This is a genomic window from Pseudomonas sp. LFS074 (genome assembly GCF_047978165.1).
Lineage (GTDB): Bacteria > Pseudomonadota > Gammaproteobacteria > Pseudomonadales > Pseudomonadaceae > Aquipseudomonas > Aquipseudomonas putida_P.
This window is the reverse complement of sequence record NZ_JBFPFV010000003.1, coordinates 49,437-67,423: the sequence shown is the minus strand read 5'-3', so window position 1 is coordinate 67,423 and position 17,987 is coordinate 49,437. Positions and strand designations below refer to the sequence as shown.

General features: G+C 61.6%; 16 protein-coding genes. 9 read left to right on the top strand and 7 right to left on the bottom strand.

Annotated elements, in window-relative coordinates:
* Positions 1-4: 4 nt before the first annotated feature.
* From ACNQP3_RS24260 to yaaA, 4 genes are all read right to left on the bottom strand, one after another.
* On the bottom strand, positions 5-1,171 hold the full coding sequence (locus ACNQP3_RS24260) for an alginate biosynthesis protein Alg44 (RefSeq protein WP_012274102.1): 1,167 nt from the start codon (positions 1,169-1,171) through the stop codon (positions 5-7).
* A gap of 37 nt (positions 1,172-1,208) precedes the next feature.
* Complete coding sequence (locus tag ACNQP3_RS24255; RefSeq protein ID WP_041166586.1) at positions 1,209-2,690, bottom strand: glycosyltransferase family 2 protein; 1,482 nt, start codon at positions 2,688-2,690, stop codon at positions 1,209-1,211.
* 75 nt (positions 2,691-2,765) lie between these two features.
* The gene (locus tag ACNQP3_RS24250) at positions 2,766-4,082 is read right to left on the bottom strand and encodes a nucleotide sugar dehydrogenase (protein WP_012274100.1); all 1,317 of its coding nucleotides are present in this window, start codon (positions 4,080-4,082) and stop codon (positions 2,766-2,768) included.
* Between the two features lie 804 nt (positions 4,083-4,886).
* Positions 4,887-5,666 (bottom strand): peroxide stress protein YaaA, encoded by a 780-nt coding sequence (yaaA, locus tag ACNQP3_RS24245; RefSeq protein ID WP_012274099.1) that lies wholly within the window; start codon positions 5,664-5,666, stop codon positions 4,887-4,889.
* A 137-nt stretch (positions 5,667-5,803) separates the two neighbouring features.
* Between yaaA and ACNQP3_RS24240 the strand changes: the two genes are divergently transcribed.
* The 5 genes from ACNQP3_RS24240 (at position 5,804) to moaE (ending at position 9,878) form a co-directional block, all read left to right on the top strand.
* Positions 5,804-6,931 (top strand): polysaccharide deacetylase family protein, encoded by a 1,128-nt coding sequence (locus ACNQP3_RS24240; RefSeq protein WP_060493260.1) that lies wholly within the window; start codon positions 5,804-5,806, stop codon positions 6,929-6,931.
* 281 nt (positions 6,932-7,212) lie between these two features.
* On the top strand, positions 7,213-8,607 hold the full coding sequence (locus tag ACNQP3_RS24235; RefSeq protein ID WP_012274097.1) for a PhoH family protein: 1,395 nt from the start codon (positions 7,213-7,215) through the stop codon (positions 8,605-8,607).
* 106 nt (positions 8,608-8,713) lie between these two features.
* Positions 8,714-9,184: a cyclic pyranopterin monophosphate synthase MoaC gene (moaC, locus tag ACNQP3_RS24230; protein WP_016489004.1), complete on the top strand. Its 471-nt coding sequence runs from the start codon at positions 8,714-8,716 to the stop codon at positions 9,182-9,184.
* Complete coding sequence (moaD, locus tag ACNQP3_RS24225) at positions 9,184-9,429, top strand: molybdopterin converting factor subunit 1 (RefSeq protein WP_264316532.1); 246 nt, start codon at positions 9,184-9,186, stop codon at positions 9,427-9,429. Before moaC ends, moaD begins: the two co-directional genes overlap by 1 nt.
* Positions 9,430-9,431: 2 nt before the next feature.
* Positions 9,432-9,878 (top strand): molybdopterin synthase catalytic subunit MoaE, encoded by a 447-nt coding sequence (gene moaE / locus ACNQP3_RS24220; protein WP_012274094.1) that lies wholly within the window; start codon positions 9,432-9,434, stop codon positions 9,876-9,878.
* Positions 9,879-10,041: 163 nt separating this feature from the next.
* On the opposite strand, the gene rhlB is transcribed toward moaE, so the two are convergent.
* Positions 10,042-11,511, bottom strand: a complete 1,470-nt coding sequence (gene rhlB / locus ACNQP3_RS24215) for an ATP-dependent RNA helicase RhlB (protein ID WP_012274093.1) — start codon at positions 11,509-11,511, stop codon at positions 10,042-10,044.
* A gap of 101 nt (positions 11,512-11,612) precedes the next feature.
* Positions 11,613-12,269, bottom strand: a complete 657-nt coding sequence (locus tag ACNQP3_RS24210) for an alpha/beta hydrolase (RefSeq protein WP_012274092.1) — start codon at positions 12,267-12,269, stop codon at positions 11,613-11,615.
* Between the two features lie 332 nt (positions 12,270-12,601).
* Here ACNQP3_RS24210 and ACNQP3_RS24205 point away from each other — a divergent pair, with 332 nt between their 5' ends.
* The 4 genes from ACNQP3_RS24205 (at position 12,602) to ACNQP3_RS24190 (ending at position 16,759) form a co-directional block, all read left to right on the top strand.
* Positions 12,602-13,630 carry an amino acid ABC transporter substrate-binding protein gene (locus ACNQP3_RS24205; protein WP_012274091.1) on the top strand — a complete coding sequence of 343 codons (1,029 nt, stop codon included), beginning with the start codon at positions 12,602-12,604 and terminating at the stop codon, positions 13,628-13,630.
* A 67-nt stretch (positions 13,631-13,697) separates the two neighbouring features.
* Positions 13,698-14,876, top strand: a complete 1,179-nt coding sequence (locus tag ACNQP3_RS24200) for an amino acid ABC transporter permease (RefSeq protein WP_012274090.1) — start codon at positions 13,698-13,700, stop codon at positions 14,874-14,876.
* A 10-nt stretch (positions 14,877-14,886) separates the two neighbouring features.
* On the top strand, positions 14,887-15,984 hold the full coding sequence (locus tag ACNQP3_RS24195) for an amino acid ABC transporter permease (RefSeq protein WP_012274089.1): 1,098 nt from the start codon (positions 14,887-14,889) through the stop codon (positions 15,982-15,984).
* 10 nt (positions 15,985-15,994) lie between these two features.
* Positions 15,995-16,759: an amino acid ABC transporter ATP-binding protein gene (locus tag ACNQP3_RS24190; RefSeq protein ID WP_003251792.1), complete on the top strand. Its 765-nt coding sequence runs from the start codon at positions 15,995-15,997 to the stop codon at positions 16,757-16,759.
* Between the two features lie 30 nt (positions 16,760-16,789).
* On the opposite strand, the gene algW is transcribed toward ACNQP3_RS24190, so the two are convergent.
* On the bottom strand, positions 16,790-17,950 hold the full coding sequence (algW, locus tag ACNQP3_RS24185; RefSeq protein ID WP_012274088.1) for a Do family serine endopeptidase AlgW: 1,161 nt from the start codon (positions 17,948-17,950) through the stop codon (positions 16,790-16,792).
* Positions 17,951-17,987: the final 37 nt, after the last annotated feature.

Here is a 17,987-nt window from a genome sequence, read left to right as displayed (position 1 = left end):
CCTCTTACAGCCCACGGGCCACTGCTTTGTCGATCAGCCAGTTCATAGACGGGCCACGGTCGCTGTTGACCGAAGCCGGGCGGCCGGCCAGTTCGGCGGGCATTCCAGTGTCAGGCTTGATCTGCACGCGGATGTCGGAGGACAGGTCTTCGCTGTTGAGGCTGGTGCTGCTGACGATCTGGCCGGTGCGCACTTCGTCTTCGCCGGCGACCTGGAAGTTGACCCGGGTACCCGGCTTGACCTCGTCGAACTGGCGGTAGCTGAAGCGGGCCTCGACCATCGGCGTGGTGGTGCGCGGGATCAGCTGGAAGATCGCCTGGCCTTTGGCTGCGTACTGGCCATCGTCCACCAACTGGCGGGCGACCACACAATCGCAGGGGCTGGTGAGGGTGCCGGACAGCTGCTTGCCGAACAGCTCCTCGATCTTCGCCGGCTCCAGCTGTGCGTCTTCAAGGTTGCCCTTGAGCATGTCCAGCATGCTGGTGGTGAAGCTGGCCAGTGGCGCGCCCTTGGCGATCTGCCCGCCACTTTCGACCAGGCTGCTCACAGTGCCGTCGCGCGGCATGGTGACGGTGGTGGTCGGTACCGCGACCACACCCGCTTCGGCATGGCTGACGAAGTACATGCCGTACAGCGACTTGGCGACGAAGCCAAAAGCTGCAACGCCGACCACGAACACGCCGAGGGTGACGGTAACGGCCTTGAGCCGGCCGAAGGCGCTCAGGCCAGAACCACCGTCCTTCTGCTTGCGCGCCTTGGTGAAGTTGTCGCGCTGCAGGGTACTGAGCACGTCGCCGATGCTGATCAGCTCACCGGACAGGTGGCTGGTGATGATGTGCCGCAGCGTGGCGATGTCGCGTGGTTCAAGGTTCTGGAACTGCGCGCCGGTACGGCCATTGTCCGGGTTGTACGAGCGCACCTGGAACTCGATGTCGATCGACAGGCCCAGGTTGTCGACCACGAACTGCAGGCGCCCGCGCAGTACATCGCCTACCGTCAGCTGCTGCTTGGTGTGGAAGCTCAGGCCACCGGCGGAAAGGTCGTCGACCTTCACTTCGTGGGTCTGGCGCTGGGCGTCCAGGAAGCGCAGCTTGGCGGGAATGCGTACCCGGGCGTGTTGGCGCTGGGCTTCGGACTCATGCACGACATTGACGTTCACGGCGGTATTCATGGTGGTTTGTTCCTGTTAGATCCGATCCGGGTTGGGCTCACACGACCATGAACAGCACAGCAACGAAGATGCTGGCAGCCGAGAAGGTCATGGTCCGCGAGGACCAGGTGTTGAACCATTGTTGAAAGCTGGCGAGGTCACGCTTGAGGGCAGTGGGCTGACGCGTCCACGACTGTTTGTCGAGGCGGAAGAACACGTAGATCTTCATCAGTGCGCCGATGATCTGGTTGTAATAGAGAATCAGCGGGTAGGCCGGGCCTACGTTGTGGCCGGAGCACAGCAGCATGATGGTGAGGATCAGGCGGGTAATGCCGATCCACAGCAGGTACACCAGCAGGAAGGCCAGGCCGAACTTGAGGCTGGCGATCACCGCCACGGTCAGGCCCAGCAGGCTGGTCCACATCGACACGCGCTGGTCGAACAGCACGATGCTGGTGAACAACCCCAGGCGGCCCAGGCCCAGGCCCAGTGCGCGGGAGTTCTGCCGCAGGTTGTTGCCGTACCAGCGGTACATCAGCTTGCGGCTGGCTTTGAAGAAGCTTTTTTCCGGCGGGTGCTCGACCGTGTTGATGGCCGCGTCCGGCACGTAGAACGTGTCGTAGCCCAGGCGCATCAGGCTGAACCAGCTGGACTTGTCGTCACCGGTGAGGAACTTGAAGCGGCCCAGGCGCCAGTGCATCAGCGAGTCGCTTTCAACATCGGCGATGAATTCGGGGTTGGTCACCACGCTGGCGCGGAACATCGACATGCGGCCGGTCATGGTCAGCACGCGCTTGCTCAGTGCCATCGAGCACATGTTGATGTGGCGCTGGGCGAAGCGCAGCTTGTGCCACTCGCTCATGATGTAGCCGCCGCGCACCTCGCAGAATTCGTTGGTGGTCAGGCCACCGACGTTGGGGAACAGCTTGAACCACGGTACGGTCTTGCGTACCACGCCATCGGCCAGCACGGTGTCCCCGTCGATCACCGCCACCACGGCGTTCTCGTCCGGCAGCATGCGTGAGATGGCGCGGAAGCCGTAGGCCAGGCCATCGCGCTTGCCGGTGCCGGCGATGCGCACGATGTCCAGCTTCACATGGGCTGGTGGGTTGTATTTGGCCCACAGGCTTTTCACCAGCAGCTCATCGGACATTTCCACCAGTGAGCAGACCACGGTGGTGGGGAAGCCGCAGTTGATCGCCTCGCGGATCACCGAGCTGTACACCTGGGCGGTGGTCAGCGCTTCGATGCGGAAGCTGGTCACCATCAGGTAAACGTGCGACGGGTCGGCAGCAGTGCCCATTTTCTGCACCTTGCGGCGCAGGTACGGGTACACGCCGTAGAGGAAGATCATGCCGCGGATGAAATGGGTGGCGCCCATGGAATAGCGCCAGATGCCGACTGCGCCGACCAGGAAGATGAAGTGCTTCGATTGCGAGTCGAAGATATCGGCTGGCAGGGCCAGGGCGATCAGCATGAGCAGGCTCATGTAGAGCAGCCACCCGGCGCACTGCAACAGCACGGTCTGGAGCCTTTGCATGTTCAGCATCCGTCGAAAATTCGGGGGAGGGTGGGCAGCGCAAGTGGGGAGGGCTTGCGCTGCCCGGTCAGGCACTTACCAGCAGATGCCTTCGGTACGGCTGGTGGTGCAGGTTGGTTTGCTCATGAAACCGACCAAGTCGATTACTTGCTTGCCAGCTGGCGCTTGCTGGGCCAGCGCGCGGAACTGCTCGTCACGGTTGCCGAGGACGATGATGTCGGCGTTGTCGATCACCTGCTGGAAGTTGGCATTGAGCAGCGACGACACATGCGGGATCTTCGATTCGATGTAGTCCTTGTTGGCGCCGTGGACGCGGGCGTACTGGACGTTCTCGTCGTAGATGTCCAACTGGTAGCCCTTGCCGATCAGGCGCTCGGCCAGCTCGACCAGTGGGCTTTCGCGCAGGTCGTCGGTGCCGGCTTTGAAGCTCAGGCCCAGCAGGGCGACCTTGCGCTTGTCGTGGGCTTCGATCAGCTCGAAAGCGTTCTGCACCTGCGATTCGTTGCTGCGCATCAGCGAGTCGAGCAGCGGTGCGCGCACATCGAGACTGGCGGCACGGTAGGTGAGGGCACGCACGTCCTTGGGCAGGCACGAGCCGCCGAAGGCGAAACCTGGGCGCATGTAGTACTGGGACAGGTTCAGCACCGTGTCCTGGCAGACCACGTCCATCACTTCACGGCCATCAACGCCTACCGCCTTGGCAATGTTGCCGATTTCGTTGGCGAAGGTGACCTTGGTGGCGTGCCACACGTTGCAGGTGTACTTGATCATCTCGGCCACCTCGATCGGCTTGCGGATGACCGGGGCGTCAAGCTCTTCGTACAGGGCCTGGAGGATGTCGCCGCTGGCGCTGTCCAGTTCGCCGATAACCGTCATCGGTGGCTGGTCGTAGTCCTTGATGGCGGTGCTTTCACGCAGGAATTCCGGGTTGACCGCGACACCGAAGTCGACGCCGGCCTTTTTGCCCGAGCAGTCTTCGAGGATCGGGATGACCACATTCTTGACGGTGCCCGGCAGCACGGTGCTGCGCACCACGATGGTGTGACGGCGGGTGGTGTCACGCAGCACGTAGCCGATTTCACGGCACACCGATTCGATGTACTCAAGGCCCAGGTCGCCGTTTTTCTTGCTGGGCGTACCCACGCAGATCATCGACACATCGCTGGCACGGATGGCTTCGGCGAAGTCGGTGGTGCCACGCAGGCGGCCATTGGCGATGCCCTGTTGCAGCAGTGCTTCCAGGCCAGGTTCGACGATGGGCGACTTGCCCTGGTTGATCAGGTCGATCTTGGTGCTGGACACGTCCACACCGATCACTTCATGGCCACGCGCCGTCAGGCAGCCTGCACAGACTGCACCCACATAACCCAAACCAAAGATGCTGATACGCATCGCTATCACCTCATGTGTTTATCACGCCGGCGCCTCCGCAGAGTGCCGGGCTGGGTTGATTAACAACAGTTTTCGGGCGCACGGATCCATGGCGAATGCACACTTCGCCGAGCGCAGGCAAAATAAATCCGGAGCGCAAAAAGTTATGCGCTCAAAGTTGGCAGTAAAAAGCCATCAATTAAAAAACGTGCCCTGAAATGCAGCCGTCTTTATTGCAATGCGCTACTTGGCGCGTTGCTGTGCTTGTTTTTTCAAGTGGATAAATCCTTTGAAATCAACCACTAGGACGATTTTTAAGGGGCGCGTATCTCCAGCATGGACACGGTCTTGGGGTGTTCCCGTAGTACCTGTCGAAGTTGTAAGGGCACGGTAGTGGATACCTGCCATTGTCATCTGTAAGTCATCTCTCACAGCCCACAGGCAGGAAAATCGTTACGGCACTATGAGCGATTGCTCCTAGCAGAAGTTCCTGAGCCGGTTTCGCTCGGATGAAAGATTTCTAAATATTTATTCAGTTGTAGGCAGTTTCAATTTGATAGCACGCGGGTGTTTCACCCCCGTGTATCAAGGGTGTAACTGTTACGAGATGTTTTTATGCCAGTATCGGAAAATATTTTTCAAAATTCGTCAAAAAAGGTATGAACGGTCTTATGGCGTTTGGCGATAAAGGTAGGCGTGTCGATTTGTTGGCGCCTGATTTATGGCGTGATGGCGATTTGCATCGTGCCCTGTTGCAGGGCGGAGGGGATGGGGCTTGGCTGATGGCCCCTTCGCGGACACGCCCGCGAAGAGGGCTTTGCAGGCTTAATCGGCAGGGTGATCGCGCAGGAACACCAGATGGTCCGGCTTGGACTGCTCGGCACTGTAGTAATAGCCCTGCACATCGAACTGCTTGAGCTGCTCTGGGTCGCTGATGCGCTGCTGGATGACGAAGCGGCTCATCATGCCGCGGGCTTTCTTGGCGTAGAAGCTGATGATCTTGTACTGGCCGTTCTTCAGGTCCTTGAAATCGACATTGATCACCCGGGCCTTCAGCGCGCTGCGTTTCACCGCGCTGAAGTACTCATTGCTGGCCAGGTTCAGCAGCACGTCATCACCCTGTTCGGCCAGGGCCTCGTTCAGCCATTCGCTGATGCGTGTGCCCCAGAAGGCGTACAGGTCCTTGCCGCGTGCGTTGGCCAGCTTGGTGCCCATTTCCAGGCGGTAGGGCTGCATCAGGTCCAGCGGGCGCAGCAGGCCGTACAGGCCAGAAAGCATGCGCAGGTGGTCTTGTGCGTAACTGAAGTCGTCTTCAGCCAGGCTTTCGGCGTCGAGGCCGGTGTACACGTCACCCTTGAACGCCAGCAGCGCCTGTTTGGCATTGGCGGGGGTGAAGTCTGGGGTCCAGCTGCCGAAACGAGCGGCATTCAGGCCCGCGAGCTTGTCGGACAGGTGCATCAGTTCGCTGATCTGCGCTGGCGACAGTTCGCGCAGCTGCTGGATCAGCGCCTGGGAGTCATCCAGGTACTGGGGCAGGGTGAAACGCTCGGTTACTGGCGGGGTGTCGTAGTCGAGGGTCTTGGCGGGGGAAATCACCGTCAGCATCGGGTCGGCTCCTGGCATCGTTGGCCGAGGATTCTACGGGCTGGGCGGTGCAAGTCCAAACTATGGCGACGATAGTCACAGACCATGGCCGATGCAGGCGCTATAGTTCGCGTTTTGCCGTTGCGGAGCCTTCGACCGTGCGCACTGCCTTTGCCTTGCTGGCCGCTCTGCTGAGCCTGGCCGTGCAAGCCGCCCCTTCACCCCAGGTCAGCCTGGACCGCAGCCTGTGGCCCGAGCAACTGAACAGCCCGGCGCTGTTCGACGTGGCCTCGCGGGCGGAAATTCTTTCGTTCGCCCAGGTGCTGCACGAAAGCGAGTTGCTGGATGACTCGGCGCTGGCGGCGAGGCTGGGGCTGCGGCAGATCAACCTGCAGAAGGTGCGCCAGGTGCGGGCACGTATGTGGCAGCGGTTGTGGGCTGGTTATCAACAGGCGCAGCGCAGTTGCGAGCAGGACGCGTCGTTCTGCTACCCGGTTACGTCGATGGCGGAGTTGCGCACGCAGGCAGCCACGTTCGCTGCTGATGTCGGCACGTTCTATACCGGCTGGGTCGAGCCAAGCCATCAGTTTCATGTGCGCTATCTGGACGAGCAGCTGCGCAAGGCGGCGTTGTTGCCGCAGACCAGTAGCGAAATCGAACGGTTGTCTTCGCGCGAGCGCAATGGCGACGAATTGAACGACCGTATGTTCCTGCTGACCTTCGTCGGCGGGCCCGGGCCTGAGAGTGGCAGTACCGATTTACTCACCGATTACTTGCGCCGGCAGAAGCTCGAAGGCACGTTCTTCGTGCTCGGCAACCGTCTGCAGCAACGCCGGGATGGCGGGGCTGCGAACGCCTTGCGCCGGCTCTATGGCGGCCAGTGCGTGGGCATCCAGGGTTGGGAGTACCGCTCCCATGCGCAGTGGACCGACTGGCAGGATTCGCTGCGGCGCAGCCAGGCGCGGGTGCAGGCCGACTTGCCGGAACAGTATGTGCCGCTGTTCCGCCCGCCTTATGGCCAGCGCCGGGCCGACGGCGAGGCGTTCATGGCCAGCCAACAGCTGCGGGTATCGTTATGGGATATCGATGCCCAGGATGACGGCGCACTGAGCGCAGAGGCGTCGGCGCAGCGTGTACTGACCCTGATGCTGCTGTGGCGCAAGGGCGTGATCCAGTTCCATGACAGCCTGCCCAAGGCGCAGCCGGCGGTGGAATGGGTGCTGCGCAATACCGCCCAGAGCGGGATTGGCTGGGAGAGTTGCCGAGAATATGGATATAGCGAATAGAGGGTATGACTTCTGAGCGTAGACCCCTCTGGCCCTGCCGCCAAGAGGGCTTCGTCAATCAGAAAAATAAAGTTCAAAAACACGTAAAAATGCTTTTTTTGGTCATGGTTTTTGCGGTATGAAGAAACCAGACAGCCGATTCCTGCAGCACAGGTGGCGTCATCCAGGCCCACCTTGCCAGGTTCGCTTCCCGCCCGTAACAACGCGGATACGGGAACAGCGGCAGTCACTTTGCGGCGCAACAGACCGCGCCGTATGGCTTCGACATAAGGTGACCGAGTATGGATGACCAAGGACGCAACCCTTCCTCCAGCAAGCCAATCCTCTATGTGCTCGATACCAACGTCCTGATTCACGACCCCAACGCGTTACTGAACTTCGAGGAGCACCATGTCGCCATTCCGATGACGGTGCTGGAGGAACTCGACAAGCTCAAGACCGGTAAACAGACCATCGCCGCCGAATGCCGGCAGGCCATCCGCCTGATCGACCAGACCCTTGGTGACGCTTCGCCCAGCGATGTCGAGCAGGGCGTGCCGATCCAACGCAACAAAAGCGGGCCCAAGGGCTTCCTGTCGATCCTGATGAGCCCGCGCAACGAGCCCAGCAAGTTGCTGCCGGAAAACCTCAACGACAACATCATCATCAACACCCTGCTCGACGTACGCAGCCGGCGCACCGACTTGGACGTGGTGCTGGTCACCAAAGACATCAACATGCGCCTGAAGGCGCGCGCCTGTGGCATTGCGGCCGAGGACTACAGCACCGACCAGTTGGTCGATGACGTGTCCTTGCTGTCCAAGGGTTACCACTCGGTCACCGGCTCGTTCTGGGACCGCGTCAGCAAGGTCGATACCCGCCAGGAGCGTGGCCGTACCTGGCATCGGGTGCAGATGATCGACAACTTGCCAGCCGTGCATATCAACGAGTTCATCATCGATGAGCAGGGCTTCGTCGGCTGGATCAAGGGCATCCGCAACGACGAACTGCTGCTGCTCGACTTGCACCAGGAACCGCTGCTGCACCAGGAAGCCTGGGGCCTGAAACCACGCGACATCCACCAAAGCCTGGCGCTGTTCGCCTTGCTCGACCCGGACATCCACCTGGTCAACCTGACCGGCGCCGCAGGCTCTGGCAAGACCATCCTGGCCCTGGCTGCGGCCATCGAGCAGACCATGGTCAGCAAGCGCTACCGGCGCATCATCGCCACCCGCAGCGTGCAGGGGCTGGACCAGGAGATCGGCTTCCTGCCGGGTACCGAAGCGGAGAAAATGGAGCCGTGGCTGGGCGCCATCACCGACAACCTCGAAGCCTTGCACATGGATGACGAAAGTACCCATGGCAGCGTCGAGTACATCCTCGAACGCGTGCCGTTGCAGTTCAAGTCGCTGAACTACATCCGTGGCCGCAGCTTCCAGCAAAGCCTGATCCTGATCGACGAGTGCCAGAACCTGACGCCGCACCAGATGAAAACCATCATTACCCGTGCCGGCTCCGGTTCCAAGGTGGTCTGCCTGGGCAACCTGGCGCAGATCGACACCCCCTACCTGTCCGCGACCAGCTCGGGCCTGACCTACCTGACCGAGCGTTTCAAGGACTTCCCCCACGGCGTGCACATCACCCTGCAGGGTGTGCCACGCTCGGTGCTGGCCGAGTACGCCGAGTCGCATCTGTAACCCTTGCCGCCGGGCGGTTCGCCGCCCGGCCTCTTCGCGGTCAAACCCTCTGCTCAAACCTGACCCACGGGTTTACACTGGCTGTTCCCTTCACAGGAGCAGAGCAGTGCTGACACATCTTGATTCCCAGGGGCGGGCCAACATGGTCGACGTCACTGAAAAGGCCGTGACCGAGCGCGAGGCCACCGCCGAGGCGCGGGTGCGCATGTTGCCGCAGACGTTGCAGATGATCGTCGACGGTGAACACCCCAAAGGCGACGTGTTCGCCGTGGCGCGCATTGCCGGGATCCAGGCGGCGAAGAAGACCAGCGATTTGATCCCGCTGTGCCACCCGCTGATGCTGACCAGCGTCAAGGTCGAACTCAGTGCCGAAGGGCAGGACGCCGTGCGTATCGTTGCCCGCTGCAAGCTGGCCGGGCAGACCGGTGTCGAGATGGAGGCGCTGACCGCCGCCAGCGTTGCTGCGCTGACGATCTATGACATGTGCAAGGCCGTGGACAAGGGCATGGTCATCGAGCAGGTGCGCCTGCTGGAAAAGCTCGGCGGCAAGAGCGGCCACTACAAGGTGCAAGCGTGATGAAGGTCAAGGTGAGTTATTTTGCCCGTTACCGCGAGCTGCTGGGCGTGGATGCCGAGCATGTAGAGGGCGCGTTCAAGGTGCTGGACGATGTCCGCCAGGTCCTGGTGGCCAAGGGCGGGCAATATGCGGTGCTGGCCGAGCAGAACCTGATGTGCGCGCGTAACGAAGAACTGTGCAAACTCGACGAGCCGCTGGCAGAGGGTGATGAAGTGGCGTTTTTCCCGCCGGTGACCGGAGGCTGAACATGGCAGTGCGAGTGCAGCAAGGCGCGTTCGACCCGGGGGCCGAGGTCAATGCCATGCATGCGGCCAACGTCGGCGTGGGCGCGGTGGTCGGTTTTGTCGGCTATGTGCGGGATTTCAACGATGGCCGTGAAGTGGCGGGGATGTTCCTTGAACACTATCCCGGCATGACCGAGAAGGCCTTGGCCAAGATCGTGGTCGAGGCCGAGCAGCGCTGGCCACTGCTGAAGGTGGAAGTGCTGCACCGCATCGGTGCGCTGGAGCCGGGTGAGCCGATCGTGTTCGTCGGTGTGGCCAGTGCCCATCGGCAGGCAGCGTTCGACGCCTGCAACTTCATCATGGACTACCTGAAGACCCGGGCGCCGTTCTGGAAGAAGGAGAATACCGAGGAAGGGCCGCGGTGGGTGGAAGGGAAGCAGAGTGACCAGGATGCGGCGGGGCGCTGGTAGTCAAGGTTGCACCGATTCCCTGTAGGAGCGGCCTTGTGTCGCGAAAGGGCCGCAAAGCGGCCCCGGCAATAGCTGCATTAAAGATGAAATCTTTGGGGCCGCTGCGCGGCCCTTTCGCGACACAAGGCCGCTCCTACAGGGACGGCGTTAGCATTTCGGGTAATCAGTGGTGCTTGCGCGGCACCGGCTTCAACAGCTCATCCGGCGGCATTTCACACTTGATCTTGCGCCCCAGCAGTTCTTCGATCGCCGGCAACTGGTAGGAATCATCCTCACCGGCAAAGCTGATCGACACACCACTGCTCCCCGCACGGCCAGTTCGGCCAATGCGGTGCACGTAGTCGTCCGGGTCTTCCGGCAGGGTGAAGTTGATCACATGGCTGATACCATCGATGTGAATACCACGCCCCGCCACGTCGGTCGCCACCAGCACGGTGATGCGCCCTTCACGGAAGCTCTCCAGGGTACGGATGCGCTTGTGTTGCGGCACGTCGCCCGACAGCTGGGCGGCATTGATGCCGTCACGCACCAGCTTTTCTTCGATACGCCGCACTTCGTCCTTGCGGTTGGCGAACACCATTACCCGTTCCCACTTGTTCTGGGTCACCAGGTTGTACAGCAGCTTGTACTTGTCGCTGCCGGCCACGGCATACACATGCTGCTCGACCGTTTCGCTGGCGACGTTTTCCGGTTCGATCTCGACGATGGCCGGGTTGGTGGTCCACTGCTTGGCCAGGTTCATCACGTCGTCGGTGAAGGTGGCGGAGAACAGCAGGGTCTGGCGCTCGCTCTTCGGCGGCGTCTGGCGAATGATCTGGCGAACCTGGGGGATGAAGCCCATGTCGAGCATGCGGTCGGCTTCGTCCAGCACCATCACCTCGACCATGTCCAGGTGCACCTCGCCGCGCTGATTGAAGTCCAGCAGGCGGCCCGGGGTGGCCACCAGGATATCGCAGTGGCGCGCTTCCAGGGCCTTGAGCTGCTTGTCGAAGTCCATGCCACCGACGAAGCTCATCACGTTCAGGCCGGTGTACTTGGTCAGGGCCGCGGCGTCCTTGGCGATCTGCACCACCAGCTCGCGGGTAGGGGCGATGATCAGCGCGCGCGGTTCGCCCATGTAGCGTTCCTTGGGCGGGGGCGTTTGCTGCAACTGGGAAATGATCGAGATCAGGAATGCGGCGGTCTTGCCGGTACCGGTCTGGGCCCGGCCGATGGCGTCCTGGCCACGCAGGGTGTAACCCAGTACCTGCGCCTGAATCGGCGTGCAGTATGGGAAGCCCAGGTCGTGGATGGCGTGCATCAGCTCGTTGGACAGCTTGAAGTCGTGGAAACGGGTTTTGCCTTCCTGCGGCTCGACCACGAAGTCTTCGGGCTTCCATAGGCTGGCCTGCGGTTTGGGCTTGCGCTCGCGACGCGGTTTGTCCTTGGCCGGCTTCTCGGCTGCTGGCGCTGGCGTAACGGCGGCAGGCCGCTCAGCCTTGGGGGTGGGGTTGGCGCGCGGGGCGGCCGGTTTGGCTGCGGGCCGGGGCTCGCTGGCGGGCGTGGGCGCCGGTGGCGTCACGCTGGCAGCAGGAGCGACGGCCTGTGGCGCGGCGTCTCCCTTGCCGAATATTTTCTTGAGTGCCTTGAGCACGATCGTCTCATCAACTGGTTAAGGAATGTACGCCGGGCAGTGTAATGCAAGATTCGGGCGCGGCGTAGTGGAATAGCCCTACAACTACAGGCGGTCGCGGCTTATTGCAGTTGCTTGGCCAGCCATTCGTGAATGTCGTTCAGCTCTTCGACTACCACTTCGTGCTCCATCGGGTACTCGTGCCAGCGGGCGGCGACGCCCCAGGTGTTCAGGTACTCGAAGGCGGTGCGGCCCATGGACGGGATCACTACCGGGTCGTGCACCCCATGCAGGCACAGGGCCGGGGTGCGTTGCTGGCAGGCACTCAACTGGTGCTGGTCGTTGAAGGTGGGGGCGTAGGTGGACAGGGCGATCACCCCGCCCAGTGCTTCTTGCCACTTTATATAGGCAGTGTGCAGCACCACCGCACCACCCTGGGAGAAACCGGCCAGGAAGATCCGCGACAGGTTGATGCCTTTGGCCTGCTCGGCCTTGATCAGGGCAACCACTTGCTCGGCCGACTCCTCCAGCTGAGCTTCGTCGATGGCGCGGGCTGGGGTCATGGCCTTGATGTCGTACCAGCTGGGCATGGCGTAGCCGCCGTTGATGGTCACGGGGCGGGTTGGCGCCTGGGGCATGATGAAGCGGGTGCTGAGCAGGCGCTCCTGCATGAATTCGGCCACAGGTAGGAAGTCGTAACGATCGGCCCCCAGACCGTGCAACCAGATCACACAGGCGTCAGCGGTTTTCTGTGGTTCGAGAATCAGCGGGTTGGTCATGACTGCTCCGAAAATGTGCGTGTCTTGTTATGGCGTGCGTGAAAAGAAGGCACGGAAAATGATTGTCGGAAAAAGAATGTCGCAACGATACAACTTTCCCTACTTGACGAGCGCTTAAACGCTACAGCCAAAGAATCTGGTACGCCCTTTGCAATTCAACCTGTGATGCAAAGGGCAAGCCGTGACGGTAACACCCTTTGCACGCGAAGGCTGTCACAGAACAGTCCATTGCGCCAATTGACCCAATAACAAGCCAATACGGGTCGGATACGCCTCAAAAGGGTGCGGTGCAATTCCGGCTCGATACAACAAGAGCGATTTGGAGGTTGTGAATGAAGATGTTGAAAACCACCCTGGCAGTCCTGACCGCTGCCGCCGCGCTGGGCGCCGTGAGCAATGCCCAGGCCGGCGCCACCCTCGATGCGGTAAAGAAAAAGGGCTTCGTCCAGTGTGGCGTGAGCGACGGTCTTCCAGGCTTCTCGGTACCTGATGCACAGGGCAAGATCGTCGGTATCGACGCCGATGTCTGCCGTGCCGTGGCCGCCGCCGTGTTTGGCGATGCCACCAAGGTCAAGTTCAGCCAGCTCAACGCCAAGGAACGCTTCACCGCCCTGCAATCGGGCGAAGTCGACGTGCTGTCGCGCAACACCACCTGGACCAGCTCGCGCGATGCGGGCATGGGCCTGGTGTTCGCCGGTGTCACCTACTATGACGGCGTCGGCTTCCTGGTCAACAAGAAGCTGGGTGTTTCCAGCGCCAAGGAGCTCGATGGCGCGACCATCTGCATCCAGGCCGGTACCACCACCGAGCTGAACGTATCGGACTTCTTCCGCGCCAATAACCTGAAGTACACCCCGATCACCTTCGACACGTCCGACGAAAGCGCCAAGTCGCTGGAGTCCGGCCGTTGCGACGTGCTGACTTCGGACAAGTCGCAGTTGTTCGCCCAGCGCTCCAAGCTGGCCGCACCGACCGACTACGTGGTGCTGCCGGAAACCATCTCCAAGGAGCCATTGGGCCCGGTAGTGCGCAAGGGCGACGAGGAGTGGTTCAGCATCGTCAAATGGACCCTGTTCGCCATGCTCAACGCCGAAGAGGCGGGCATCACCTCGAAGAACGTCGAAGCTGAGGCCAAGGCCACCAAGAACCCGGACGTCGCCCGCCTGCTGGGTGGGGATGGCGAGTACGGCAAGGACCTCAAACTGCCCAAAGACTGGGTAGTGCAGATCGTCAAGCAAGTCGGCAACTACGGCGAAGTGTTCGAGAAGAACCTGGGCCAGAGCACCGACCTGAAGATCGACCGTGGCATGAACGCCCTGTGGAACAACGGCGGCATCCAGTACGCGCCACCTGTGCGCTGATGGTTGCACCCTGCGGCGGCATCCCGCCGCCGCAGGCTGTTCGAATCCCTACTGTCCGGGGCACTTCATGCAAAATCAAATCGGCGCACCCAAGGGCTTGTCCCTTAACGATCCGCGTGTGCGCGCGTGGCTGTTCCAGATTCTCACGATCGTCTTCGTGGTCGGTCTGGGCTGGTACCTGTTCCACAACACGCAAACCAACCTGCAGCACCGAGGCATCACGTCGGGCTTCGACTTTCTGGACCGCAGTGCCGGCTTCGGCATCGCCCAGCACCTGATCCCCTACGTGGAATCCGACAGCTATGCGCGGGTGTTCGTCATCGGCCTGCTCAATACCCTGCTGGTGACCTTCATCGGTGTCATCCTGGCGACGATCCTGGGCTTCATCATCGGTGTGGCGCGGCTGTCGCCAAACTGGATGATCAACAAGCTGGCGACCGTGTATGTGGAAACCTTCCGCAATATCCCGCCGCTGTTGCAGATCCTGTTCTGGTATTTCGCCGTGTTCCTGACCCTGCCAGGCCCACGGGGCAGCATCAACATCGACGATATGTTCTTCATCAGCAACCGTGGCCTGAACATGCCGGGCGCCTCCATGGCCGATGGTTTCTGGCCGTTTGCAGTGGCCGTGGTGGTGGCAATCGCGGCCATTGCCGTGATGGTGCGCATGGCCAACAAACGCTTTGACGAGACTGGCGTGCCGTTCCACAAGTTCTGGGCAGGGCTGGCGCTGTTGATCGCCATCCCGGGCTTGAGCGTGCTGTTGTTCGGCAGCCCGGTGACCTGGGAAGTACCGCAGCTGAAGGGCTTCAACTTCGTCGGTGGCTGGGTATTGATCCCCGAACTGCTGGCGCTGACCTTGGCGCTGACTATTTATACGGCAGCTTTCATCGCTGAAATCGTGCGTTCCGGCATCCGTTCGGTCAGCCATGGCCAGACCGAAGCCGCCCGTTCGCTCGGCCTGCGCGAGGGCCCGACCCTGCGCAAGGTGATCATCCCCCAGGCACTGCGGGTGATCATTCCGCCGCTGACCAGCCAGTACCTGAACCTTGCGAAGAACTCGTCGCTGGCGGCCGGTATCGGCTACCCGGAAATGGTCTCGCTGTTCGCCGGTACCGTGCTCAACCAGACCGGCCAGGCCATCGAGGTGATCGCCATCACCATGAGTGTCTATCTCGCCATCAGCATCAGCATTTCGCTGCTGATGAACTGGTACAACAAGCGCATTGCGCTGATCGAGCGGTGAGGATACGCCCGTGAATGCCCATGTTTTCAAACCCGATATGCCGCCACCGGTGAAAACCGTCGGCGTGCTCGCATGGATGCGTGCCAATCTGTTCTCCAGCTGGCTCAACACGTTGTTGACCCTGTTTGCCCTGTACCTGGTGTGGCTGATCGTGCCGCCGTTGCTGCAGTGGGCGTTGATCGACGCCAACTGGGTCGGCACCACCCGCGCCGACTGCACCAAGGAGGGCGCCTGCTGGGTGTTCGTGCAGCAGCGCTTCGGCCAGTTCATGTACGGCTACTACCCGGCGGAGCTGCGCTGGCGCGTGGACCTGACCGTGTGGCTTGCCGTGCTCGGTGCCGCGCCGCTGTTCATCAAGCGCTTCCCGCGCAAGGCCTTCTATGGCCTGGGCTTCCTGGTGCTGTACCCGGTTTTGGCCTACACCCTGCTGCACGGGGGCTACCTGGGCCTGGATAGCGTGCCGACCAGCCAATGGGGCGGGCTGATGCTGACCCTGGTGATCGCCACCGTGGGTATCGTCGGTGCCTTGCCGCTGGGCATCCTGCTGGCCCTGGGCCGGCGTTCGCGGATGCCAGCCGTGAAGGTGGTGTGCGTGACCTTCATCGAGTTCTGGCGCGGCGTACCGCTGATCACCGTGCTGTTCATGTCCTCGGTGATGCTGCCGTTGTTCCTGCCTGAAGGCATGAGCTTCGACAAGCTGCTGCGGGCGATGATCGGCGTGATCCTGTTCCAGTCGGCGTACATCGCCGAGGTGGTGCGCGGTGGCCTGCAGGCCATCCCCAAGGGCCAGTACGAAGCCGCTGCGGCCATGGGCCTGGGCTACTGGCGCTCGATGGGCCTGGTGATCCTGCCGCAGGCACTCAAGCTGGTGATCCCCGGCATCGTCAACACCTTCATCGCCCTGTTCAAGGACACCAGCCTGGTGATCATCATCGGCCTGTTCGACCTGCTGAACAGCGTCAAGCAAGCCGCCGCCGACCCGGCCTGGCTGGGCATGGCCACCGAGGGCTATGTGTTCGCCGCCCTGGTGTTCTGGGTTTTCTGTTTCGGTATGTCCCGCTACTCCATGCATCTGGAGCGCAAGCTGGACACTGGCCACAAGCGTTAGGAGTTTCGAAATGAGTGAAGCGATCAAGCAGCCTGCTGGCCCCGAAGGCATCATCCAGATGCAGGGTGTGAACAAGTGGTACGGCCAGTTCCATGTGCTCAAGGACATCAACCTGAATGTGCGCCAGGGCGAGCGCATCGTGCTGTGCGGGCCGTCCGGCTCGGGCAAGTCCACCACCATCCGCTGCCTCAACCGCCTGGAAGAGCATCAGCAGGGGCGTATCGTGGTCGACGGCGTGGAGCTGACCAACGACCTCAAGCAGATCGAGGCTATCCGCCGTGAAGTGGGCATGGTGTTCCAGCACTTCAACCTGTTCCCGCACCTGAGCATTCTGGAAAACTGCACCCTGGCGCCGATGTGGGTGCGCAAGATGCCACGGCGCAAGGCCGAGGAAATTGCCATGCATTACCTGGAGCGGGTGCGTATTCCGGAGCAGGCGCACAAGTACCCAGGGCAGTTGTCGGGTGGCCAGCAGCAGCGTGTGGCGATTGCCCGTGCGCTGTGCATGAAGCCCAAGATCATGCTGTTCGATGAACCGACCTCGGCGCTGGACCCGGAAATGGTCAAGGAAGTGCTCGATACCATGGTGGGCCTGGCCGAGGATGGCATGACCATGCTTTGCGTAACCCACGAAATGGGCTTTGCCCGGACTGTGGCGAACCGGGTGATCTTCATGGACAAGGGGGAGATTGTGGAGCAAGCCGCGCCGGATGACTTCTTCGACCGGCCGCGCAGTGATCGGACCAAGTTGTTCCTCAGCCAGATCCTGCACTGATGCAGTTGGGGCCGCAAAGCGGCCCCATTTTTATTTCTCTTCCGGGTTGGCAGCCGGCGCCGGCGGCGGCCGCAGCCCCACCTCGGCAACCAGCTTCAATTGCTGCCCATTGCGCATCACCTCGATGGTGATCTTCTCATTGGGCTTGATCCGCGCCACCTGGTTCATCGACTTGCGCCCGTCACCGGCCGGCTCGCCGTTGATGCTCAGGATCACGTCACCCAGCTGCAGCCCGGCCTTGGCCGCCGGCCCTTCGCGGAAGATACCCGCCACCACGATGCCTGGGCGGTCCTTCATGCCGAACGACTCGGCCAGCTCCTGGCTCAGCGGCTGCACTTCGATACCCAGCCAGCCACGAATCACCTGGCCATGCTCGACGATCGACTTCATCACCTCCAGTGCCAGTTTTACCGGGATGGCAAAACCGATGCCTTGCGAGCCGCCGGACTTGGAAAAGATTGCCGTGTTGATGCCGACCAGGTTGCCATTGGCATCCACCAGCGCGCCACCCGAATTGCCGGGGTTGATCGCCGCGTCGGTCTGGATGAAGTCTTCGTAGTTGTTCAGGCCCAGCTGGTTGCGGCCGGTGGCGCTGATGATGCCCATGGTCACGGTCTGGCCGACGCCAAACGGGTTGCCGATGGCCAGCGACACGTCGCCGATATGGATGTTGTCGGAACGGCCGATGGTGATTGCCGGCAGATTCTTCAGGTCGATCTTGAGCACCGCCAGGTCGGTTTCCGGGTCGCTGCCGATCACGCGGGCCAAGGTTTCGCGGCCATCCTTCAGCGCAACGACGATCTGGTCGGCGCCGCTGGTGACGTGGTTGTTGGTCAGCAGGTAGCCCTCGGGGCTCATGATCACCGCCGAGCCCAGGCTTGATTCCCAGCGGCGCTGCTTGGGCAGGTTGTCGCCGAAAAAGCGGCGGAACTGCGGGTCTTCGAAGAGCGGGTGAGCGCTTTTGTTCACCACCTTGGTGGTGTACAGGTTGACCACAGCCGGGGCGGCCAATGTCACGGCGTCGGCGTACGACACCGGGCCTTGCATGATCCGCGTGGTCTGCGGTGCTTGCTGCAGGTTGACGTCCTGGCTGGGCAGGCCGACCCATTCCGGGAAACGCTGGATGATCAGCATGGCGATCAGTACGCCGGTAAGCAGGGGCCAGCCAAAGTAACGCAAAGCCTTGAACATGAACGAATCCTGGAAAGAGCGGGGGCCAGCGGCCGCG